The sequence below is a fragment of the Clostridium sp. K13 genome, assembly GCF_019734195.1.
Classification (GTDB): Bacteria; Bacillota; Clostridia; order Clostridiales; family Clostridiaceae; genus Clostridium.
Window position 1 is genome coordinate 47,328 of sequence record NZ_JAASHM010000008.1, and the last position, 24,270, is coordinate 71,597.

Genomic DNA, 24,270 nt, shown 5'->3' on the forward strand with positions numbered 1-24,270 from the left:
ATTCTATCCATGTTAACCTTCTATTAATCATATTACTTCTATAATTAACTATGAAAATTAATTAGCTATTTCAAAGTAAATTTTTATAGTTTAAATAAAAAAATATGCTCTAATTCATTTACTTCCAAGTATTGAATTAAAGCATACATTATTACTTATAATTTATTAAATTATAAACCCTATTGAAATACTACTATTTCTTCACCACTATCCCCTGGAGTTGGCAACCCATTATTTAAAACACGAACTGATGTTATTGTAACCTTTTCTAACATTCCTTCTAATCCTTGTATTTCAACACTAATATTATCATTCATTCCTCTTGTAATTTTAGATAAAGGTGGTAAACTTTGAACATATTGTCCCTTATCTGTATCTACAATAACCTTTGCAGGTTCTACCCATCCCAAAGAAAAATCGTATTCACTTTTATTATTAACTAAAAATCCTACACTCATAATTGTTACAATTAAAGTTATTAATAATTTACTAAATACTTTTTCCATTTTATTCTCCCCCATTTTATTTATTTCTATATTAATTTGAGCCTAAAGTCGTAAATATATCAATGCTTTGAACTTCGTTACTTACTCCATTTTCTCTAATACAGTACTTTGATAAGATGCTAATTATTTCTTCTTTTGTTTTAATTGAAATCTTACTATTATTATTTTCATATGAAGATATGTATTTTAATATCTCATTTTCTCCCTCTTCTCTAATTGAAAATACCGGAATTTTATTTGATTGTAGTTCAACTTCACATTGATAATTTGTAAAGAATACAGCACCTTGAACCCATATATTAATATTACTTTTCTTTAATAATTCTGAAACCCCATAAACTTGAGTTCCAACTTGTTTTATTGGATTATATATTGATTTTGCTTTATTTTCACCAGTTAAACCTGATTTTAAAGCATTAACTCTTGAAATATTAGTCTGTGCTATTAATCCTGTTATACCAAACCCTAGCAGAAAAACAAATTCAATTTGACTAGATGATTCAAAATTTACTTGATTTGAAAATATACACATTCCAAATCCACAGAATAATAATAAAGACAAGCTTAACCATTTAAAAATTCTTTTGCTGTTTCTACATTTATTATTAAAAATTCATCATCTGTATTATAACTAGCTACTAATTCAAAATTACTACTTATATCGTTAATAAAATCCTGATTATTTATAAATATATTTATCATTTGTTTAACTTCATCAATACCTTGCTTTTCTTCTTCTGTAAAATTATTAATCTTATTTATCTCTTCTATTAATATAGTTTTATCTATATTTTCTTCGTCACTATAACTAACTTCTTCATTGCTATTATCTTCATCATTAACACTTTCTGATACTCCCGTTTGAATTGAAGTATCTATATTGTCTGATTCATTATTATTATTTAAATAAGATATTGCCATAACTCCCCAGCTACTGTTGCTACAGTTAAAAGTGCAATACCACTCTTTATCATTTTTCCTGCTAATAATGATTTACCTATAGCTTTATTAGTTATATAATCGTAACTTTTAACGTTACTTTTATTTAATGAATCATTATTTACATCTAAACTACCTTCACCATTATCTATAGAAGATGAGTTATCATTATTATTTTCACTATTAAAATTATCTATTTCAGTATCACTATTAAAATCATAATCAAATCCTCTACCTTCTATAATAACTCTAGAGTTATTTAAAAATGAAACAGTTTTACCTATACTTTTATCTCCTAACTTAGTAATATTTTTATCTTTAGATATATTATTTGTAAAATCAATTGAACTTATAGACCATTTATAATTTGCTATTGCTTCTTTATTGTTATTTAAATATTTTTCTATAGAGTAACTTTTTACTCCAACTAATATTATTAATATAACAATTACTATATTAAGTATTAATGATATTCCCTTATCTATTAAATAAAATCCATATGCTATTTTTTCTATATTTATTTTATCAATTAATTTTTTCATTATTATTTCCTCCTATTTTTTAATGTTTTATTAATATTTATATCTTATAGATACATAAGATTTCAGTTTGGTTTTATATTTTTAAAAATTTTTAACAAAAAAACAAGCATAATGACAATACACTTAAAAACTTATTTTTTAAGTGTATTATCATTTGCCTGTTTCTTATTTTTATATTTTAATTGACCTAGAAGGCAATTTTTTAATATATTTTAGCTTCTTCTTCTCCACTAAGAACTCTAATTGCTCCTTGAGCTAATGCTAATAATTCATCTTCACCTGGATAAACTGTTACATTACCAATCCATTCAACTCTTTCTTTAATATCAGCAACAACTATAGGTGAATAAGCTATTCCACCAGTTAAAATAATAGAGTCTACTTTTCCTTTAAGAACTGTAGCCATTTCCCCTATAGATTTTGATACTTGATATATAAATGCATTATATATTAATTCAGCAAATTCATTTCCTTCTTGCTTTTCTCTTAATACATCTCTAGCATCATTAGTGTTAAGATATGCAACATATCCCCCCTTACCAACAATTTTGCTATATACTTCAGCTTGAGTATATTCACCACTAAAGCACATTTTAATTAAATCTCCAACTGGAACTGAGCCAGCTCTTTCTGGTGAAAATGCGCCATCACCATCTAATGCATTATTAACATCAATAACTCTACCATTTTGATGAGCTCCTACTGAAACTCCTCCACCCATATGAACTACTATAAGATTTAAGTTTTCATAACCTCTTTTGCTTTCTTTTCCAAATCTCTTAGCAACAGCTTTTTGATTTAAAGCATGGAATTTACTCTTTCTTGGTAATTCTGGGACTCCTGAAATTCTTGCTACTGCTTCTAATTCATCAACAACAACTGGATCAACTATAAATGCTTTTCCTCCAACTTCTTTTGCAATTTCATTTGCTAAAATTCCACCTAAGTTAGAAGCATGTTGCCCTTGAACTCCAATTTTTAAGTCATTCAATAACTCATCATTTACCTCATAAGTTCCTCCAGCCATTGGTTTAAGCATTCCACCTCTACCTACAACTGCATCTAATGTAGTAACATCAAAATTATTATCTTTTAATACATTCATTATTACTTCTTTTCTAAAACCTTTTTGTTCAAAAATACTATCATACTTAGCTATTTCTTCTGATGAATGTCTTAAAGTTTCAACAAAGACTTCTTTTTCGTCTTCATAAACACCTATTTTAGTAGATGTAGATCCTGGATTAATTATTAATAATTTATATGCCATATTTCTCAATCCCCCCTAATATTATTTTCTACCCTCTGAAACTAATGCTGCTAATGCAATAGAGTTTACCTTTGTTTCAAAACTATCAGCTCTTGAAGTTAAAATAACTGGAGCTGATGTTCCAACTAATATACCACCATTTTTAGTTTGTGCTGTATAAGTTAATGATTTATACATAACATTTGCAACATCTATATTAGGAAGTAATAATACATCCGCTTTTCCTGCCACTGGTCCTGTAACGCCTTTATGATGTGCTGCCTCTTCTGACAATGCATTATCTAATGCTAAAGGTCCATCTACTATACAACCTTTAATTTGTCCTCTATCACTCATCTTAGATAATAATGCTGCATCTACTGTTGCTTGCATATCTGGATTTACTACCTCAACTGCACAAACTGGTGCAACCTTTGGATTCTGTATTCCACAAGCTTTTGCAACCATTACTGAATTGTTAATTATTTGAACTTTTTGTTTTAAGTCTGGATAAGTATTAAAAGCTGCATCTGTTAATAATATTAATCTATCTATCCCTTCAATTTCAAATACAGATACGTGTGACATTAAGTTCCCTGTTCTAAGTCCAACTTCTTTATTTAATACACTTCTTAAAAATGTAGCTGTATCTACTAATCCTTTCATAACCATATCTGCTGCACCACTAGAAACTAATTGTATAGCTTTTAATGTTGCCTTTTTAATATCTGCTTCATGAATTATTTCAAAATCACTTAAATCCATATCAATTTTTGCTGCTACTTCTTCAATCTTTGCCTTATCTCCAACTAAAACAGCCTCTGCTATTCCTCTATCTTTTGCAGCTTTAACAGCTTCTAAAACTGGCTCATCTTGTGCAACTGCTACTGCCAACTTTTTTGTTGTTGCTACTTTTAATTTTGTTAATAAATCATCAAAATTCTTACTCATAATACACCTCTCCTATTATAACCCTTCATTTAGTAACCATATTAATTAAATATTTGAATATATTTTTATATAATGAAATATTTACCTATATATATTTTATCAAAGTTTTCAACAAAAACCTAAATTTTCAGAAAATTCACGTTAAATTTTTAACTATTATAAAAAAAAGAAAATCAGTAGTTAATATTACTGATTTTCTTTCATTTAATTATAGTTGTTTATATCTTTCTATAATTCTTTCTGCAACTTTAATTCCATCAACTGCTGCTGATACAATTCCACCTGCAAACCCAGCACCTTCTCCACATGGGTATAATCCACCTAATGAAATACTTTCTAATCTCTCATTTCTTGTTATTTTCACTGGAGCTGAAGTTCTTGTTTCTATACCTGTTAAAACGGCATCTTCTCTTCCGTATCCCTTAATTTTTCTATCAAAGTTATTAACTCCATCTTTTATTCCATTTACAACATATGAAGGTAAACATTCTCTCATATCTGCAAATTCAAATCCTGGTTCATAGCTTGGAGTAACCGCACCAAGCTTAGTTGATTTTCTATCATTAACAAAGTCACCTAATAATTGAACTGGTGCATTATAATTTCCGCCACCTACTTTATATGCTAGTGCTTCATAATGTCTTTGGAATTCCATACCTCTTAGAACTGAACTTCCTTCAAAATCTTCTGGACCAACAGTTACAACTAAAGCTGAATTTGAATTTTCCTTATCTCTTGCATGATAACTCATTCCATTAGAAACTAGTCTCTTTTCTTCAGATGCTGCTGCAACAACAACACCACCAGGACACATACAGAATGAATATACTCCTCTTCCTAAAGCTCTACTTTGATATGTTAAATTATAACTAGCTGCTTGTAATCTTGGATGACTAGCCATTTTCCCATATTGTCCTATATTTATCATCTCTTGAGGATGCTCTATTCTAACTCCAATTGCAAATGCCTTTGGTTCCATGAATATTCCAATATTATTTAACATTTCATATGTATCTCTTGAACTATGTCCTAAAGCTAAAACTAAAGCTTCACAAGGAATTTCATCTCCATTTACAACTATACTTTTTACTTTTCCATCATTACTTTTTATGTACTCAAGCTTAGAAGAGAAACGAACTTCTCCTCCTAAAGCAATAATTTGCTTTCTTATGTTTTTAACTACATCTTTTAATATGTCAGTTCCTACATGTGGCTTTGCCTCATATTTAATTTCTTTTGGTGCTCCTGCTTTAACTAATTCTGCTAAAACATAATCACACTTTTTATCCTTAATTCTAGTAGTTAATTTACCATCTGAAAATGATCCTGCTCCGCCTTCTCCAAACTGTACATTAGATTCTAAATTCAACTGTCCGGTTTTCCAGAACTTATCCACAGTTTCGGTTCTTTTATCAACATCTTCTCCACGTTCTATCACCAATGGTTTATAACCTTTTTGAGCTAGCATTAATGCTGAAAATAATCCTGCTGGCCCTAATCCAACAACAACTGGTCTATGATTTAATATTTCTTCACCTGGCGCAACATCTGGATCATATTTTGAATTATCTATTCTTACATCATTATCATGAACTCTATTTACTAACTTTTCTTCATCCTTATGCTCAAGTTCAATTGCATATGTAAATTTAATGTTATCCTTATTCCTAGCATCTATACTTTCTCTAACTATTTTAAAATTTTTAATTTCATCTGAAGAAATTCTTAATTTCTTACTAGCTTTCTTTTTTAATAATTTTATATCATCATCTAACCCAAGACTTAGGTTGTTAATTCTTATAGTCATATAAATCACCCTTAATAATATTATTTCTAGTTTTTAATATTGTAACACAAGAGATTGATAGTTAACAGTTATAAGTTATAAGTGGTAATTTATAACTTAAGCTTTTAAATTAACTCTTAATTTATTTCTTATAAACATAAAAAGAAAGTTGACATATGTCAACTTCCCCTTAACTACTGTTGTGGTACCTCTTCCTCTACGACATCGCCATTAGTTGGCACGTCCTTTGTTACTGTCAATTTTATATCACTTACAGTATCTATTGTTACATTATCTACTCCAACTAGATTTACAGTTGGCTTCTTAGTAAATTCACCGTCTTCAGCATATTCGGATACATCTAATTCAGCAGTAAAGTTTGCCTCTGTTAAACTATTTAATACATCCTCAAATCCAGAAACAGTTATAGTAACCTTAGTATTATCTGGAACAACAGTTATTCCTTCTTGCTGTCCAATCATTGAATAGTCAATTGTAAACTCTCTTGTTTGTAATTTTTCAATAACTATATTAACAGTTATAGAATTTTCACCATTATGAATAAGTATTCCATCTGGTATTCCTAATGCAACTTCAATATTAGTACTATCTTTTATTTCAGAAAGATTTATAACTTCTGTTCCAATTTCATTAATAGAATTTAAATTATCTTCTGGTCCTGTTATTCCTATTTCTGTAGTAGATGAGCTTATTGATTTTAATTTTAACCCATTTGCTAATGTTCCTGTTGTATTTATTTTAATTGGAACTGTCTTTCCTTCATTTATTTCAATAGTTGCTTCTGCCCACTTTTGCGATAACTGAACCCCTGTAACCTCTTTATCATTTTCATCTACTGGTGTAACAATATAATTCTTAACTATTGTCTTTACAGCATTACTTTCTTCACCTTCTGCAATAACTTTTGTTACAGTATTTACTAAAGATTCTGGTCCTGATACTACTATAGTCTCTGGACTAAATATAGGTGTTGCTACATAATAACTTGATTTTGAAATAACATCAATTTTAGATTTTACTGGAACTTCTTTTGTAGAATATCCTTCAGTATTTATTGTTATTGTCAAACCATTACTATTTTTTATTTTAACTGTACTTGGAGCATTTTCTATATTTACTGCAATCTTATTTTCCCCTTTTTTAAGTACAAATTCACTTAAGTCTACAGTTATAGTAAAATCACTTTTATCTACACTAAATAAATCTTGACTATTTCCTTCTATTTTTAAATTTACATAAAACTCTTGATTTGGCGATAATGCCAATCCTGCCTCCTTTAAACTATCAGTATTTTTTATTTCTACTGGCACTCTACTTAACTCATAAGACTTTATTGGATTTTCTATATTAGTTACATAAATCCATAATCCCAGCGATAGTAAAAGACACACTAATTGAACAATTATTTTCTGTTTATTTTTCCAGTTATCCACGTTTTCACCTTCTTGCCAGCAGATTTAACATTTTTCTCTTCTCTATGTTCCATTATCTTAAGTAATATTGTTCTTAATCTATCTTTATCATAGTTTCTAGTTAAACGTCCATTTATAGCTAAAGAAATAATTCCTGTTTCTTCGGATACTATTATAACAAGTGCATCAGATATTTCTGATAACCCTATTGCTGCTCTATGTCTAGTTCCTAATTTTTTATTAATTTCTTTATTATTAGTTAAAGGTAAAACACATCCTGATGCTAATATCTTATCTCTTCCTATTATTGTTGCACCATCATGAAGGGGTGTGTTTACAACGAATATATTTTCTAATAAATTTGAAGTTATTTTTGCTTCTAGTATAGTTCCTGAAGATATTATTTCTCCAAGACCTGTTCCTTGTTCAATTGCAATTAATGCACCTGTTTTTGTTTCTGCTAAGTTGGAAACTGCATTTACAATTTCACTAACATATATATTCCTCTGTTCTCTATCTTCAAAGCCATGTTTGTCTTCAAAGGCACTTCTTCCTAAATGTTCTAAAGCTCTTCTTATCTCTGGCTGAAATATTATAACAACTGATATTATTCCAATAGTTAAAGTCTTGCTTAATATAAAATATAACATACTTAAATTAAGTATAGAACTAATTGGAATTAGTATTATTATAAACGCTATTCCTTTTAATAGCTGTTCTGCCCTTGTTTCTTTAATAAGCATATACCCTTTATAAAATATAAATGCTACTACTAAAATATCAATAACAGCAGTAACCGACATGCTCTTTAGTGAATTCATTATCATTGAAATAAAATTTTGCATTTAATCCACCACCATAAAATTTCTAATTAAATTATACACTATTCTCATAATTGTTAAAATATTATAATTCTATTTTTATTTATCCAAATTATTTCATATTTATTATTATAAGGCTTACATACTCTTTATTTTCAACATCAAATTTAAAATTATTTAAGTATATTTTAATTTTCATAATAATATAAATTATAGAAAAAGTTTTTTTCATAATATTTAATACTGTAAATTAACTTAAAGGATGTGATATATATGGAAAACATAAAAAAATCATTTTCTGAAAATAAAACCTTTGTTATAACATTATTAATTTGTGTATTTTTAACTTCCTCTATGATGTTATTATTACATAAACCTAATAATTCTATTTCCTCTACTACTAATAACAAAGATATTATTATCAATGATTCTGCTCTAAAAGATTTTGAACCTTATGTTACAGAGTTATCTAAAATAAATTTATCATTAAAAAAATGTATTAATGGTGTAACTATAAATAGTAAATCTGCTTATAGCATACTAAATGATGATTTAAAACAATTAAAGGAATTAAGAGAAAAGGTTTCTGCAGTGGTAATAGCTAATAATAATACTCCTGACATTATTCCTAAGCTAATCTCATGTATAGAAAATACAGAATCATTATATAGTTATTGTGTTGATGTCTTATCTTATACAAGTAATGTATCTACAGCAGAAATTACATCTCAAATCCTTCTTTTAAAGGAAGGTTGTGAAAAAAGTTATGAAGAATTATCTCCTTATGGTTTTTCTTTAATATTACCTGAAGAAAGTGAAACATTTTTAGATAATTTAATTGGATATTTAAATACCTTAGAAAAGCTAAATAAAGAAGAAGCAATAAAAACTACTCAATACAACTCATATATTGAAAGGCTAACTAAGTGTACAAATGAATTTTCTGGAATATTAGAAGACTTAGAACCTGCTATAAATCTAATAAGAAAGGAAAATAGATCTCTTGATGTAATTCTTAATGATATTAACGAAAAAGAAAATACTCTTGAGACTATAAAAAAAGATTTTAACTATTCTTCAATACCAGAGGGATGTATCTCTTATTATAACTGCTTAAATAATACTTTTACGTTATATTCAACTTATTTAAACTCATTAAAAATTGCTGTTATATATGAAAAATCTTCTTCTAGCTATGAGGAAAATAAAGATAATATAAATAAGAATTATGATAATGCTTATTCTAAATATAAGGATGTAAAAACTTCCTTTGAATCATTATTAAACTCTTTTTGATAATGTTTTGTATTATTTTAAATTTTCTGGGTAAAATATATTTCGATTGGGTTATTCCAAAAGGAGGTTTTTTATGAAACTTGGAAAATTCTTATTTTGTATTATTCTAACCCTGTCTCTTTCAGCACTTGACTTAAACTTATCAAATTTATATACTGCCAAGGTAAGCGCAAGTACAAGAATAGAAAATACTTTATTAAATTTAGAAAACAATAAAAATAACTATATAAATATATCTGATGAAGAATATGTAGAAGTTTTTAAAGAGAATAATCAATTGCTTTATTTAACACAATCAGATATTTATTTAATGTCTCAAGTAGTATATGCTGAAAGTAAGGGTGAGCCCTATGAGGGTAAAGTTGCTGTTGCATCAGTAATATTAAACAGAGCTCTTAATACTGGATTTCCTAATACAGTTGAAGGTGTTATATTTCAACCTAGAGCTTTTTCTTGCATTGTTGATGGCAAAATTAATGTTGAACCAACTCAAGAATGTTTTGATGCTGTATATGATGCATTAAGCGGTAATGATCCTACAGGAGATGCTGTATTTTTTTACAATCCTGATATAGCTACTTGCACTTGGATGCAAAGTGTTGAGAAGCATAATATAATAACAATAGGACAACATTTATTTTTTACATTATGACGAAAATTAGGGCTACCTTTATGGTAGCCCTTAAATATTATTCAAAAGTCGGTTTAATAATTGCCTTCCCCTCTTCAACAACAACCTTTCCCTTAGCAATAACAGTATGAATATCTAAATTTTCTTCATTAACTATAACAAAATCGGCATCTCTACCGCTTTCTATTCTTCCCTTATTATTTAATTTTAAAACTTCAGCAACATTAGAAGTTATAACTTTAATAGCTTCTTCTATAGGAACCTTATGCTCTATTATACTTTCCTTAACTTCTCCATAAAGTGTTTTTACTGAACATATTCCAAGCCCAATTAATTTACCACTATCATCAAATACCGGCATACTTCCATTTCCATCCGAAGAAAAAGTTATATGTTTGATATCTACTCCCTTCTTTAATAAAAGTGCTAATCCTTCACCAGCCCTTAACTCTCCTGGCTCTAAAAATCTTGGGTCTGAACTTGTTGTTAAATCAATGAATCCACCCTTTTTAGCATAGTCAATTCCTACCTCAAATAATTTATCACTTCTATTAATATGTGTTGGTAAAAGCTGAGTTGGTGGTATTTCAGTTTCTTCAATTACTTTAAATAAATATTCTAATCTTCTTGCTCCATCACCTAAATGAACATTAACAATTCCTGCTTTTCCCGATAATATTCCACCTACCCTGGCTTGTGCTACTGTATTTACGAAATCCTCATATGTAGCTTGTGAACTTCTATGATCAGATAAAGCAACTTCTCCAACACCGATAACCTTATCTACCATCATAAAATCACCTTTAATACTCTCTGTAATAGTTTTTACTGGTATTTCATAAGAACCTGTATAACAGTAAGATGTTATTCCCTCTTCTTCTAATCCTTTAGCTTTAGCAATTAAGGCTCTCATACTTCTACATACTCCATCTGTTCCTATACACCCTACTACTGTTGTAATCCCAGCTTCAACTAAAGAAATAATTGATATCTCTGGAGTTCTAGTTTTAAATCCACCTTCTCCTCCCCCACCAATTATATGAACGTGACAATCTAAAAAACCTGGAAAAATCAATTTTCCTTCTCCATCTATAGTTTCTATTTCTACAAAATTATTAGGAATATTAACATTATCATAAATACCTTCAATTTTATCATTTACTATGACAACATCCTTTTTCCCCATATTTTCCGGTGCATACACATTAATGTTTTTAATAACAGTAATCATTTTAATTCCCTCCTTTATTATCTAATAAATAGTAAATTTGTTATAGAGATTTTAAATAACTTATTCCAAATTATACAATTACCAATAATTGCTATAAATAAAATAACACTCCTAATACAGCTGCTATAACTATTACTAATATAGGATGAACCTTTTTAGATAACAATATAACTCCAATTATCAAAGTTATTATTATACTTTTTATATCTATATACGCTTCCTTTGCTAAGTCAAAAAATGCATATATTATAAGCGCAATAAGTATAGGCCTCATTCCTAACAATGTAGCCTTTATAACCTTTGATTCTTTGAATTTATCTAATAATTTATTTATTACTGTTACTAATATGAAAGATGTTGTAATTACTCCTAAAGTAGCAACTATACTTCCAAATACTCCACCAACCTTATATCCAACAAATGTTGCTGAATTTATTGCTACAGGCCCTGGTGTCATTTGAGATATACCTATTATATCAGTTAATTGAGACATAGATATCCAATTATTTTTTTCTACTATTTCCTTTTGAATAAAAGGTAGCATCGCATATCCACCACCAAAACTAAAAGTTCCTATTTTCAAAAATGCTAAATATAATCTAATTAAAAGTTCCATTAGCTCACCTTTTTCCTTAAGAATATAGCTCCATATACTCCTGATATTATTATTACTATTACTGGATGAATATTAAAAACTATTAACGCAACTAATCCTACAATTATGGTTACTATTGTTCTAATATTTTTAGGTAACCCCTTTGATAAACTAATTGCTCCTACTAATACAAGCATTGGCACTGCTGCTGTTATTCCTTGAAAAGCTGCATTTACATAATAATTATCTCTAAATTGCATAAAGAATACTGCTATTACCAATATTATAAAAAAGGAAGGTATTATTACTGCCATTAATGCAGTTATTGCTCCTACTATTCCACTTATTCTATATCCTAAAAATATTGATGTATTTATAGCTAATGCTCCTGGTAAGCTTTGAGCAACTACTAAAATATCAACAAACTCCTCTTTACTTAACCACTTTTTATTTTTAACTACCTCTTCTTCAATTAATGGAATCATTGCATATCCCCCGCCAAATGTAAATGCTCCAATCTTAAATATAGATATAAATAATTCTATTATCTTTTTCATATAATCACCTCTCATAACTTATAATATATTTACTTTTATTATCTAAAATTAAAATCTAAATTATCCAATAGAAAATTTCACATCATTACCACTATAACAAATTATATAATTATTGGAAAATATTATTTATTAATGTTACTATATTCTTATTGAAATTTTATATGGTTAAAACAGTCCAATCCCTTTAAAAGTAAGAATGCAAAGAGAATTTGCGAACTTAAAAATTAAATGTAAAAGATCAATTGCTAGACTTATATATATCTAGAATAAATACTGGTATTGAGGAGGAAAATTTATGAATATTGCAATGACAATAATTAAAATAAGAAAAGATAAAAAAATGACTCAAGAAGACTTTGCTAAATTATTTAATGTTACAAGACAAACTGTATCTAATTGGGAAAATGAAAAGAGTTATCCTGATTTACAAACATTGATAAAGATCAGTGATATGTTTGAAATTTCATTAGATACTTTAATGAAAGGGGACAAGACTATGGTTAAAAAATTTGATAAAGAATTATTACAAAATAAATATATAAAAAATTTATTTAAAGTACTATCTGTCGTATTTATTGTACTTATTATATCTTATGGCGTTTATACAGCACTTTGGTATAATAACAAAAAGGTTTGTGAAGAGAATTTCTATTCTAATACTGAAGAACTAGGATTCAAATTCGACGATAAACTTGGATATTATAAACTTGAAGCTGATGAAGGTCTTTATTTTACTCCCAATCAAAAAATGCCTAAATATAGTTTCCATTTTTATGTTCAACAAATTTCATCTGAAATACCCGATGAAGATGTTTCTCTTCTTGTAATTGGGCCTGAACATGATGCTGGTTTATATTTATCAAATAGTTATGGGGTTGATTCAGAAGGAAATATAGTTAGAGGTACTTTATCAAAAAGAGATAAGGTTACTTATGAGGAGTTAAAAGATAAAATCGCTTTAATGGCTAAAAAATCATATGAATTATATGATAAAATTTATGGTCAGTACGAATAACATAATTAATTACTCTAATTTAAGTTAACACACTAAATAAAAAAAGAATCGCAAATGCGATTCTTTTTTTATTTATATTATTCTTGTTCTAACATTATCTTCTTAGCGCCTAAGATTGATGTAGCACTCATTGAGAACTCATCTAATCCGTATTGAACTAATGTAGGGATAGCAGCTTCATCTCCTGCCATTTCTCCACACATTCCAACCCACTTACCGTGTTTGTGAGCTCCATCTATAGTCATCTTTATTAATCTTAATACAGCTGGGTGCATTGGGTTGTAAAGGTATGATACCTTTTCACTCATTCTGTCAGCAGCTAATGTGTATTGGATTAAGTCGTTTGTTCCTATTGAGAAGAAGTCAACGTGCTTAGCTAATTCATCAGCCATAACAGCTGCAGCTGGAATTTCAACCATGATACCCCATTGAGTAGTTTCAGAAGTCTTAACTCCTTCAGCATGTAATTCTGCTCTACATTCTTCAACGAATTCTTTAGCAGCTTGGAATTCTTCTAAGCCAGAAATCATTGGGAACATAACGCATAGGTTTCCGTATACAGAAGCTCTTAATAAAGCTCTGATTTGAACCTTGAATATATCTTTTCTATCTAAACATAATCTGATAGCTCTGTATCCTAAGAATGGATTCATTTCTTCAGGTAATGGTAAGTAAGGTAATACCTTATCTCCACCGATATCTAATGTTCTGATAACAACTTGCTTACCGTTAGCTTTTTCTAAAACAGTCTTGTAAGCTGTGAATTGTTCTTCTTCAGTTGGAGCTTGGTCTCTGTCCATGTATAAGAATTCAGTTCTGAATAATCCTACACCGTCTCCACCGTTAGCTAAAACTTGATCTATATCTTCTGGCTTACCGATGTTACCGCAAACTTCAATTCTCTTACCTGATTTAGTTACAGTTTTAACTTCGATAAGTTTCTTTAATTCTTCTTGTTCTTCTGCAAATTTTGCTTTCTTAGCTTGGTATTCAGCAATAACTTCTTCTGATGGATTGATTATTGCAAATCCTTCAATACCATCAACGATGATTGAATCACCATTTTTAACTGTTTTAGTTATGTCTCCTAAACCAACAACAGCTGGAATTTCTAAAGTTCTAGCCATAATAGCTGAGTGAGAAGTTCTTCCTCCGATATCAGTTAAGAAACCACATACTTTTGTTCTGTCTAATTGAGCTGTATCTGATGGAGTTAAATCATAAGCAACTACAACTGTATTTTCTTCAGTTATAGCAAATGCACTTCCACCTTTACCTGCTAAGTTAGAGATTATTCTCTTAGAAACGTCTTTAATGTCAGCAGCTCTTTCTCTCATATATGCATCGTCCATTGATTCGAAAATCATAACGAATGTGTCTGTTACATTTTGAACAGCTTTCATAGCGTTTAATGCTTCACCTTCAACTGTTGCTTCCATTGTTCCAGTAAATTCTGGGTCATCTAATAATGTTAAATGTGCTTCGAAAACAGCAGCTTCGTGTTCACCAATTTCAGCTAAAGTCTTTTCTTTAATTGCTGTTAATTGTTCCTTTGATGCTTCTAAAGCAAGTGTTAATTTTTCCTTTTCTGCAGCTACGTCACTAACTTTTGCGTCAGTTATAACTATTTCCTCATGTTCTTGAATGAATACTTTACCTATTGCATAACCCTTTGATGCAGCGATACCTTTTTTCATTTCAAATTTCCTCCTACACTTAAGCATAAATTTAGTACTGTTATTAATATTCTTATACTTACATCACTATACTACAATATTATGTAAATTTCGTGACAAAATATAAATTAAAATTATTATTTAAAGATAGATTTTAAATCTTTTTAACCTATCTTCTAGAAACTTTATACGAACAAAAATTATTATAACACATTTTTTAGAACGTTATCATTAAAATTTTTAAAATTTATATTTTTGTGGAAACTTTCCCCTAAAATATAAATTTTAATATTTTATATCCTAATTATTATATATCATATCTTCACTCAACCAAAGATTAAATTTTTGCTATTACTTACAAATCATCAACTAAAACACTTGCTTTTGCATATGCTGTTGATTTTGCTTCAAAGAAGTCTGTTTTAACAGAATTAGCATTAGCTAAAGAGTCAACCCATGCAGCTGGATTTTTATCATGACCTTCAAATAATGGTTCTAATCCAATTTCCTTTAATCGTTTATTTCCTAAATACTTAATATATGATTCAATTAAATTTTTATTAATTCCTTGAATATTTTCTCCAATTACGTAATTTCCCCAATTAATTTCATGTTCAACACCTATTTTCATCATAAGCCTTAATTCACTAACTAGATTATCATCAAAAATTTCTGCCTCTTCCTTTTGAAGTTCTCTAATTAAGTTTCTAAATAACCAAAGATGAGTATTCTCATCTCTATTTATATAACGTATTTCTTGAGATGACCCTGGCATTTTTCCATTTCTCTCAAGATTATAAAAGAACATAAAACCTGAGTAAAAATAAATTCCTTCTAATATGAAGTTTGCCATTATTGTCTTTATAAGATTCTCTTTAGTTGGATTTTCTAAAAATTTATTGTATTGCTCACCAATAAACTTATTTCTTTCTAAAAGAACTTTATCATCCTTCCATTGATATAAAATCTCATTTCTTTTTTCTGGTGAACATATAGTATCAAGCATATAACTATAACTTTGAGAATGTACAGCTTCTTGGAATGCTTGAATAGTTAAACATAAGTTAACCTCACTAGCAGTTATATAATTATTTATATTACTTAAATTAGCTGTTTGTATTGAATCTAAAAATATTAAGAAAGATAAAATCTTATCATATGCTGCTCTTTCATACTCGTTCAACTTATTATAATCCTTTAAATCCTGAGATAAATTTATTTCTTCAGGAATCCAAAAATTATTCATTGCTTGCCTATACCAATCAGCAACCCATCCATATTTCATATTATTAAAATCATTTAAGTTAGTAGTATTTCCATTTATCATTCTTTTCTTACTAACTTCTATATCACCATTTTCATTAAATAAAGGCTTTTTATTTATATTCATTATTATTCTCCCAACTTTATCTTATATTTAACTTACCTCAGAGTCATATTAATTTACTTTTATCCTTTCAGTTTCGCTAATATTATCTCCCTCTGAGGCACTTTAAATTAAGCAGAACAGCTTTCACATTCTGCCACTTCTAATGATTTTGATCTAACATAATAAATTGATTTAACTCCACGTTTACATGCTTCTATATATAAATTCATTATTTGTCTCATAGTAAAATCTGTTGTTATATATAAATTAAATGACTGACCTTGATCTATATGTCTTTGTCTAATACCATTTATTTTTACACAAAGGTTTTGATCTACATTATAAGCAGAATTATAGAACCAGAAATTTTCCCAACTCAAATTAGGCGCAGTTTTTGGAACTATACTTCCTTTTTTTTCTTCTAGCCAGAATCTTGCCATAACAGGATCTACACCCTCTGATGTCCCTGCAATAGTCGCTGTTGATCCATTTGGTGCAACTGCAAAAAGATATCCATTTCTTAACCCATATTCTTTAACATCATCCTTTAATCTGTTCCAATCATCTGAATTATAATCTCTTAGTTTAAAATAATCACCATTATCCCAATCAGATCCTTTAAAACATGAATATTTACCCTTTTTCTTTGCAATATTCATACTGGCTTTAATTGCGTAATAATTAATCTTTTCATAAACTTTATCTGTAAATTCTAAGTGTTTCTCTTCATTCCAATGAACCTTATTATTAGCAAGCATATGATGATATCCACTAGTTCCAAGTCCAATAGCTCTATATTTTTTATTAGTAACTTCTGCAAATGGTACTGAATAATAATTTAAGTCTATAACATTATCCATAGCTCTTATTTGCGTTTCAACTACGTACTCTAATTCTTTATCACTATTTACATCTACATTTCCTAAAACAACAGACGATAAATTACATACTACAAAATCCCCTGCTTTAGTTTTTTCTATAATAACAGTATCCCCATTTTCATCACATATAGTTGTCTCTTCAATATCCATTGGACTCATATTTTGCATTATTTCTGTACAAAGATTAGATGAGTATATCATTCCTTTATGCTTATTAGGATTCATTTTATTTACTGTATCTCTATAAAATGCAAATGGAGTTCCTGTTTCTGCAGCACTTTTTATTATTAATCTAACCATATCCTTAACAGACATAACTCTTTTATCTATTCTTTCATCATTAACACAATCATAGTATCTTTTTTCCCATTCTTCGCCGTAAAAATCTTCTAATGAATATCCTTTAATAGACTTTATTTCATGCGGACACATCATATACCAATTTGCATCAATATCTTCTTCTGCTAGCTTCCAGAATAAATCTGGATAGCAAAGCCCTGGGAATATATCATGTGCCTTTTTTCTATCATCACCATTATTTGTTCTTAACTGTAAGAATTCCGGTACTTCTTTATGCCATGCATCTAACCATATAGCAACTGATCCATTTCTAACTCCTAATTGATCAACTGCAACTGCTGTATCATTAAATAATTTTATCCATGGAATTATTCCTCCTGAAGCACCTTTAAATCCCCTTATTGATGATCCTATTGCTCTTATTTTTCCTATATAAATCCCCATTCCTCCACCAAATTTAGAAACTTCAGCAAAATTATCTAATGATTTATATATTCCCTTTAAACTATCTTCTACCGTATCAATAAAGCATGAGCTTAATTGATAAAATGGTTTTCTTGCATTTGACATTGTAGGAGTTGCCATAGTTGCTTTAAGAGAGCTTAAAACATCATAAAACCTCTTTGCCCACATAACTCTATCTTCTTGCTTTTCTGGAATTGCTAAATGCATTGCTATTCCCATAAACATTTGTTGTGGAAGCTCAAGAGGTTTTCTATTATAATCTTGAATTAAATATCTTTTTGTTAATAAATCTATACCACTATAAGTAAAAATAAAATCTCTTTCTGGTTTTATTTCTTTTTCTAATTCTTCAATTTCATCTTGTGTATAATTTTCTAAAATATATTTTCCATATAAATTTTTATCTGTCATTTCATTAATAAATTCATAAAAATTGCTATATGGTTCTACCTCTACGTTTATTTCCCTATTTCTTTTGACTTCATCATACAATCTATATACATATAACTTAGACGCAACATATTGCCATTTAGGTTCTTGCTCAGTAGTTAATTCTAATGCTGCTTGAATTATAGAATCCCTAATTCCGTCACTATCCATAGATTCTCTAATTATATTTTTACAGCTTTCAATAAGTTTCTCTTTTACATAAATTCCTTTTAAATCATCTATTTCCTCAATTGCTTTTTGGCACATATTATCTAAATTAATCACTTTAATTCCTCCACTATATGTTGTACATGCTTATCTTTCTCACACAATATATTGTTAATTATAATATTAGTATTTATTCTTGTAAAACAAAGTAGAAATCAAAAAATTGAAAAAAAAATACTAATTCATTTAATTGCTATCTTTTTCTTTAATTATCTATAATGATTATTTATAGATAATTATTATTCCTTATCTTTCCTAAAAATAATTTTTTTTCATATTTAACATAGTTTTTAATAAATAGCTTAACATACTCTACTTTTTAATATATAATTTTTATGATAACTATAGATATATCTATAACAGAGGTATTATTATGAAAGATTTGTTTAAAAATAAAAGTTTTTATGTTGATGTCGTAGTCATTATATTAGGGTGTTTTATTTCATCTTTAGGAGTAAATCTATTCCTATCTAATGCAAAACTACTAAGTGGTGGTGTAACAGGTATAGGTCTTATTCTTCAATATTTATGGAATATTCCATCTGGTATTACTGTATTTATACTTAATATTCCCTTATTTATAGTTAGCTATAAATTTTTAAGTAAGAGGTTTACTATTTATACAGCTATAGGAATGATTTCTTTTTCAACTGCTTTAATGCTAACTAAACCTTTATCTTCTTTAGTCCAAGTTGATGATACATTATTATATTGTATATATGGTGGTGTTTTAAGTGGAATTGGTTATGGTTTAGTATTCTTTAGAAATGGTTCTATAGGTGGTACTGATATAATTACTATGGTAGTAAGAAAAAAATACTCAAATCTTGATATAGGTAAAGTTGGTTTTGGTTTTAATTTAATTATAGTAACTTTAGCAGCCTTTATTTTTGGTTTACCTAAAGCTCTATATACACTTCTATCAATGTTTATTACAAGTACTATATTAGATAAAGTCTTAAACGGATTTACAAGTAAAAAGCTACTACTTGTTTTAACAGAAAAAGAGGAAGATATTATTACTTACGTTATTAAGGATATGCATCGTGGAATTACGTCTCTTATGGCTGAAGGTGGATATACTCACAATCAAAAGAAACTTTTATATATCGCAGTAACTACATCACAAATGATAAGTCTAAAAAATAGAATCCTTAGAATTGATCCTAAAGCATTTATTACTATAATTGATGTTTCTGAAGTTAAGGGTAAGGGATTCCAGAGTATATAAATAAAAAGCGGATTTATTCCGCTTTTTTTATTTATTCTTTTCTAGATATTCTCTTTTGCCTATTTCATATAAGTTATTTCCCTCAGTATCAATAATGACAACTAAAGGCATGTCTTTTACTTCTAGCTTTCTTATAGCTTCTGCGCCTAAATCATCATATGCAATAACTTCACATCCTATTATGCACTTACTTATTAGAGCACCAGCTCCTCCTATAGCTCCAAAGTATATTGCTTTATTTCGTATTATTGCCTCTATTACCTCTTCATTTCTAGCCCCTTTTCCTATCATACCTTTTAAACCTAAATCTAAAAGTCTTGGAGCATAGCTATCCATTCTATAACTAGTTGTTGGGCCTGCTGATCCTATTACTTCTCCTTCTTTTTCAGGAGTTGGTCCAACATAATATATAATTTCATTCTCTAAATTTATAGGAAGTTCTTTTCCTTCATTCAATAAGCTAATCATTCTTCCATGAGCTGCATCTCTGGCTGTATATATAGTCCCACTTAAAAGAATACTATCCCCAGCTTTTAATCCTAAAGTAATATCTTTTGTTAAAGGTGTCTTTATATTTTTAATCATAGCATATCCCCCTTATATTTCTTTCTCTTTATGTCGAGTTGCATGACAATTAATATTAACTGCTACAGGTAAGCCAGCTATATGAGTTGGATATGTTTCTATATTTATTCCTAAAGCCGTTGTCTTTCCACCAAAACCTTGTGGTCCTATACCTAATTTATTTATTGTTTCCAATAACTCTTCCTCTAAATCGCCATAAAATTTTTCATCATTTCTTTTATTTACTGGTCTAATTAATGCTTTCTTAGCTAAATACGCTGCTTTATCAAATGTTCCCCCAATTCCAACACCAATAATTATTGGTGGACATGGATTTGGCCCTGCTAATTTTACAGTTTCAATTATAAAATCTTTAACTCCTTGTAATCCATCAGAAGGTTTAAGCATCTTTATTCTACTCATATTTTCTGATCCAAATCCCTTTGGAGCTACTGTAATCTTAAGCTTATTACCTGGAACTATATCATAATAAATAATAGCTGGTGTATTATCCTTTGTATTAACTCTATTTATTGGATCTTTAACTACTGATTTTCTTAAAAAACCTTCGTCATATCCTCTTCTTACACCCTCATTAATAGCATCCTCTAATGCTCCGCCAACTATATGTACTTCTTGTCCAATTTCTATAAAAATACACGCCATACCAGTATCTTGACATATCGGCATATTCTCATTTTGTGCAATATTAGAATTTAATATTAACTGATCTAAGACGTTTTCTGCTAATGGCCATGTTTCATTTTCTTTAGCATTATTTAATGCTTCCTTTACATCATTTGATAAATAATAATTTGATTCTATACATAATTCTTTTACTGTATTAATAATTTCTGATATATGTATTTCTCTCACTATATAGTCCCCCTTTTTATTAATATAATTTTAGTTTATTATTTTCTTACATTTTTTACAACAATAAGATTTCAACTCTTTTATAAATTATAAAACCGGCATAAGCCGGCTTTATTTATTTATCTTATTATTTTATAAAATTATTATGTATTTCCTAGGAAATTACTATAATTCTGACCCTTTACCTATATCTCCCTCAAAATATTTATCGATTCCATCAGATATTCCTTCAACGATTAAATTTTGATGATCCTCACTCTTTAATCTTGATTCTTCATCTGGATTTGAAAGGAAACCACATTCTACTAATATTGAAGCTCCTTCATGCTTATCTCTTAAAATTAAATAAGCTTCTGCTGCTGGTTTAGCTACTCTCTTATTATTATCTTTAACTGTTTGCTTTATTGATTCTTGAACAACTGTAGCTAGATTATAACTATTTTCATTTGATGCATACCATACCTGTGCACCATAACATTTACTTTGTGGAAACATATTTTGATGAATTGAAACAAATATATCACATTCTGTTTCCTTTTTCATTTCAACTCTTCTATTTAAATCTTCTCTCTTCTTTTCCTTAACTGTATTTCCTTTTTCATAAAGCCCCTCATCATTATCTCTTGTCATATAAACCTTATACCCTTTTTCCTCTAGATTATCTCTTAGTTTTAATGAAATTTGTAAGTTTATATCTTTTTCTATAGTCCCAGTTTTAGATTTTGCTCCACCATCAATTCCTCCATGGCCAGGATCAATCAAAATTACCTTATCTGAATTATCAATAGTTGACGCATTAATCGGTACTATATAAGTAATAATAAGTAGACATGTAATAATAGCAACAATTACTTTTCTCATGACATATCCTCCATTATTTTAATATCACTTTTATTATGTTTAACTTTTAAGCTTATTATACTTATTATATGTTTTACTTTTTTTATTTTAAAATAAAAAAAAGAAGCCCAATGGCTTCTTTTTTATGCATTATTCTCTACAACTATTTCAGCTATATTCGTAGAGTGGTCCCCTATTCTTTCTAAATTACTTAATAAATCTAAGAATATTGCTCCTGCATATGCATTACAAGTACCTTCATGTAATCTCTTAATATGAAGATCTCTATATCTCTTGTTTTGCTTATCTATTTCTGCTTCAACATTTGCTATTTCATTAGCTTTAGTCACATCTCTATCTGCATAACTTTCAATTGATATATCTAAAGCTTTTAATGTTGTTTCATATATATTAGTTATTTCACCAATAGCCTCTGCGCTATATTGTAATTTTTTATTTATTTTTTGAATCGTTAAATCAGCAAGATTTTCAGCATGATCTCCTATTCTTTCGATATCATTTACTATATGGAAAGTAGATGCTACTATATTCTTTTCTTTATCTGATAATTCACACTTAGAAAGTTTAACTAAATATGTAGTTATACATTCTTCAAGGTTATTAATTATTTCTTCATTTTCATAAACTTTTTCAGCTAAGCTTTCATCATTTTTCATGAACGCATCCATAGCTAATTCTAAGCTTAATTTAGCCTTATTAGCCATTCTAACAGTTTCTTTTAGAACTTGTCCAGCTGCAATTACTGGTGTTTCTAATAATCTATCATCAATATATTTAGGTCCTACCTTTTCATCATCTTCACCAGGTATTATCTTTTCTACTATTTTACACAATACTGGAATTAAAGGTACCATTATTAATGTATTAACAACATTAAATATTGTGTGTGCATTAGCTATTTGTCTCTTTACATCCCCTGTAAAATATGAAACAAAATCTCCTAAGAAACCTGGTATTATTATTGGTAAGAATAATAATGTACCAACAACGTTAAATATTAAATGTAACATTGCAGCTCTATGTGCTGTCTTATTTGTACCTACTGTTGCAAGCATTGCAGTTATACAAGTACCTATATTACAACCCATAATTATTGGTAAAGCTTGATCAATATTTAGTGCTCCAGCCGTAGCTAATGCTACTAATATACCTGTAGTAGCTGATGAACTTTGTAATACTGCTGTAATTAAAGCCCCTGCTATTACACCTAAATACCAGTGTTGTCCTACTGTTGTAAGTATCTCTTGGAACATAGGTAATGTTGTTAATGGCTTCATTGCACCACTCATTGTACCCATACCAACAAATAATATACCAAAACCTAGTATTATATTACCAACTTCTCTTCTTTTCTTGCCCTTTACGAACATTACCATCATAGCACCAACAAAAACAAAAACTGGCGCTATTTCGTCTAATTTAAATGCAACTAATTGAGCTGTAATAGTTGTCCCTATATTAGCCCCCATAATAATTCCAGCTGCTTGAGCTAAATTCATTAATCCTGCATTAACAAATCCAACTACCATTACAGTTGTAGCACTACTACTTTGAATAACCATAGTAACTACAGCACCTACAACTACTGCAATTATAGGATTCTTAGTTACTTTTTCTAGTATCTTCTTTAATCCTTCTCCTGCAGCATTTTCAAGGCCATCACCCATCAGCTTCATTCCGTAGATAAATAGTCCCAATCCACCTAATAACTTGATTATTGTCATTAACGTATCCAAGATTTATTCTCCTTCACTCTTGTATATTTTATATACTTTTATAAAACTTTTACATCGTTAAGTTTACAATAAAATTTAACATTTGTTAATAGATTTCAACAA

At 28.6% G+C, this 24,270-nt stretch carries 23 protein-coding genes; 4 read left to right on the top strand and 19 right to left on the bottom strand.

Translation table 11 applies throughout. The features are described 5' to 3' along the window. Positions 1–179: 179 nt before the first annotated feature. From HCG76_RS06735 to cdaA, 9 genes are all read right to left on the bottom strand, one after another. Positions 180–506: a hypothetical protein gene (locus HCG76_RS06735; RefSeq protein ID WP_221699499.1), complete on the bottom strand. Its 327-nt coding sequence runs from the start codon at positions 504–506 to the stop codon at positions 180–182. Positions 507–537: 31 nt separating this feature from the next. Next, positions 538–1,038: a hypothetical protein gene (locus HCG76_RS06740; RefSeq protein ID WP_221699498.1), complete on the bottom strand. Its 501-nt coding sequence runs from the start codon at positions 1,036–1,038 to the stop codon at positions 538–540. A 32-nt stretch (positions 1,039–1,070) separates the two neighbouring features. Next, positions 1,071–1,427 carry a hypothetical protein gene (locus HCG76_RS06745; RefSeq protein WP_221699497.1) on the bottom strand — a complete coding sequence of 119 codons (357 nt, stop codon included), beginning with the start codon at positions 1,425–1,427 and terminating at the stop codon, positions 1,071–1,073. Further along, entirely contained in the window at positions 1,409–1,987 is a 579-nt protein-coding gene (locus HCG76_RS06750) for a hypothetical protein (protein ID WP_221699496.1), read from the bottom strand. The genes HCG76_RS06745 and HCG76_RS06750 overlap by 19 nt, the downstream gene beginning before the upstream one ends. Before the next feature lie 202 nt (positions 1,988–2,189). After that, positions 2,190–3,257 (bottom strand): butyrate kinase, encoded by a 1,068-nt coding sequence (gene buk, locus HCG76_RS06755; RefSeq protein ID WP_221699495.1) that lies wholly within the window; start codon positions 3,255–3,257, stop codon positions 2,190–2,192. A 21-nt stretch (positions 3,258–3,278) separates the two neighbouring features. Continuing rightward, a complete protein-coding gene (gene ptb, locus HCG76_RS06760) occupies positions 3,279–4,187 on the bottom strand; it encodes a phosphate butyryltransferase (RefSeq protein ID WP_221699494.1) in 909 nt (302 codons plus the stop codon). Between the two features lie 208 nt (positions 4,188–4,395). Continuing rightward, the gene (locus tag HCG76_RS06765) at positions 4,396–5,994 is read right to left on the bottom strand and encodes an NAD(P)/FAD-dependent oxidoreductase (protein ID WP_221699493.1); all 1,599 of its coding nucleotides are present in this window, start codon (positions 5,992–5,994) and stop codon (positions 4,396–4,398) included. Positions 5,995–6,167: 173 nt separating this feature from the next. Next, positions 6,168–7,427 carry a CdaR family protein gene (locus HCG76_RS06770; RefSeq protein WP_221699492.1) on the bottom strand — a complete coding sequence of 420 codons (1,260 nt, stop codon included), beginning with the start codon at positions 7,425–7,427 and terminating at the stop codon, positions 6,168–6,170. Then, complete coding sequence (cdaA, locus tag HCG76_RS06775; protein WP_195986960.1) at positions 7,397–8,251, bottom strand: diadenylate cyclase CdaA; 855 nt, start codon at positions 8,249–8,251, stop codon at positions 7,397–7,399. Before cdaA ends, HCG76_RS06770 begins: the two co-directional genes overlap by 31 nt. A gap of 249 nt (positions 8,252–8,500) precedes the next feature. Here cdaA and HCG76_RS06780 point away from each other — a divergent pair, with 249 nt between their 5' ends. After that, on the top strand, positions 8,501–9,523 hold the full coding sequence (locus HCG76_RS06780; RefSeq protein WP_221699491.1) for a hypothetical protein: 1,023 nt from the start codon (positions 8,501–8,503) through the stop codon (positions 9,521–9,523). Positions 9,524–9,596: 73 nt separating this feature from the next. Further along, positions 9,597–10,175 (top strand): cell wall hydrolase, encoded by a 579-nt coding sequence (locus HCG76_RS06785; RefSeq protein WP_221699490.1) that lies wholly within the window; start codon positions 9,597–9,599, stop codon positions 10,173–10,175. Positions 10,176–10,212: 37 nt separating this feature from the next. Here the strand turns inward: HCG76_RS06785 and iadA are convergent, their stop codons facing one another. The 3 genes from iadA to HCG76_RS06800 form a co-directional block, all read right to left on the bottom strand. After that, positions 10,213–11,385, bottom strand: a complete 1,173-nt coding sequence (gene iadA, locus HCG76_RS06790; protein WP_221699489.1) for a beta-aspartyl-peptidase — start codon at positions 11,383–11,385, stop codon at positions 10,213–10,215. A gap of 91 nt (positions 11,386–11,476) precedes the next feature. Then, positions 11,477–12,001, bottom strand: a complete 525-nt coding sequence (locus tag HCG76_RS06795) for a chromate transporter (RefSeq protein WP_221699488.1) — start codon at positions 11,999–12,001, stop codon at positions 11,477–11,479. Beyond that, positions 12,001–12,537, bottom strand: coding sequence for a chromate transporter (locus HCG76_RS06800; RefSeq protein WP_221699487.1), 537 nt, complete (start codon positions 12,535–12,537; stop codon positions 12,001–12,003). The genes HCG76_RS06795 and HCG76_RS06800 overlap by 1 nt, the downstream gene beginning before the upstream one ends. Before the next feature lie 295 nt (positions 12,538–12,832). Here HCG76_RS06800 and HCG76_RS19020 point away from each other — a divergent pair, with 295 nt between their 5' ends. Further along, on the top strand, positions 12,833–13,552 hold the full coding sequence (locus tag HCG76_RS19020) for a helix-turn-helix transcriptional regulator (RefSeq protein ID WP_260458052.1): 720 nt from the start codon (positions 12,833–12,835) through the stop codon (positions 13,550–13,552). 77 nt (positions 13,553–13,629) lie between these two features. On the opposite strand, the gene ptsP is transcribed toward HCG76_RS19020, so the two are convergent. From ptsP to HCG76_RS06820, 3 genes are all read right to left on the bottom strand, one after another. Further along, positions 13,630–15,249, bottom strand: a complete 1,620-nt coding sequence (gene ptsP, locus HCG76_RS06810) for a phosphoenolpyruvate--protein phosphotransferase (protein WP_221699486.1) — start codon at positions 15,247–15,249, stop codon at positions 13,630–13,632. A 334-nt stretch (positions 15,250–15,583) separates the two neighbouring features. Next, positions 15,584–16,618 carry a ribonucleotide-diphosphate reductase subunit beta gene (locus HCG76_RS06815; protein WP_221699485.1) on the bottom strand — a complete coding sequence of 345 codons (1,035 nt, stop codon included), beginning with the start codon at positions 16,616–16,618 and terminating at the stop codon, positions 15,584–15,586. Between the two features lie 107 nt (positions 16,619–16,725). Then, on the bottom strand, positions 16,726–18,939 hold the full coding sequence (locus tag HCG76_RS06820) for a ribonucleoside-diphosphate reductase subunit alpha (protein ID WP_221699542.1): 2,214 nt from the start codon (positions 18,937–18,939) through the stop codon (positions 16,726–16,728). Positions 18,940–19,273: 334 nt separating this feature from the next. Between HCG76_RS06820 and HCG76_RS06825 the strand changes: the two genes are divergently transcribed. After that, positions 19,274–20,131, top strand: coding sequence for a YitT family protein (locus HCG76_RS06825; RefSeq protein WP_221699484.1), 858 nt, complete (start codon positions 19,274–19,276; stop codon positions 20,129–20,131). Between the two features lie 27 nt (positions 20,132–20,158). On the opposite strand, the gene HCG76_RS06830 is transcribed toward HCG76_RS06825, so the two are convergent. From HCG76_RS06830 to HCG76_RS06845, 4 genes are all read right to left on the bottom strand, one after another. Next, positions 20,159–20,716, bottom strand: coding sequence for a Fe-S-containing hydro-lyase (locus HCG76_RS06830; RefSeq protein ID WP_221699483.1), 558 nt, complete (start codon positions 20,714–20,716; stop codon positions 20,159–20,161). Positions 20,717–20,728: 12 nt separating this feature from the next. Then, the gene (locus tag HCG76_RS06835) at positions 20,729–21,571 is read right to left on the bottom strand and encodes a fumarate hydratase (protein ID WP_221699482.1); all 843 of its coding nucleotides are present in this window, start codon (positions 21,569–21,571) and stop codon (positions 20,729–20,731) included. A 165-nt stretch (positions 21,572–21,736) separates the two neighbouring features. Then, on the bottom strand, positions 21,737–22,432 hold the full coding sequence (gene cwlD, locus HCG76_RS06840) for an N-acetylmuramoyl-L-alanine amidase CwlD (RefSeq protein WP_221699481.1): 696 nt from the start codon (positions 22,430–22,432) through the stop codon (positions 21,737–21,739). 122 nt (positions 22,433–22,554) lie between these two features. Further along, entirely contained in the window at positions 22,555–24,168 is a 1,614-nt protein-coding gene (locus HCG76_RS06845) for a Na/Pi cotransporter family protein (protein WP_260458051.1), read from the bottom strand. Positions 24,169–24,270: the final 102 nt, after the last annotated feature.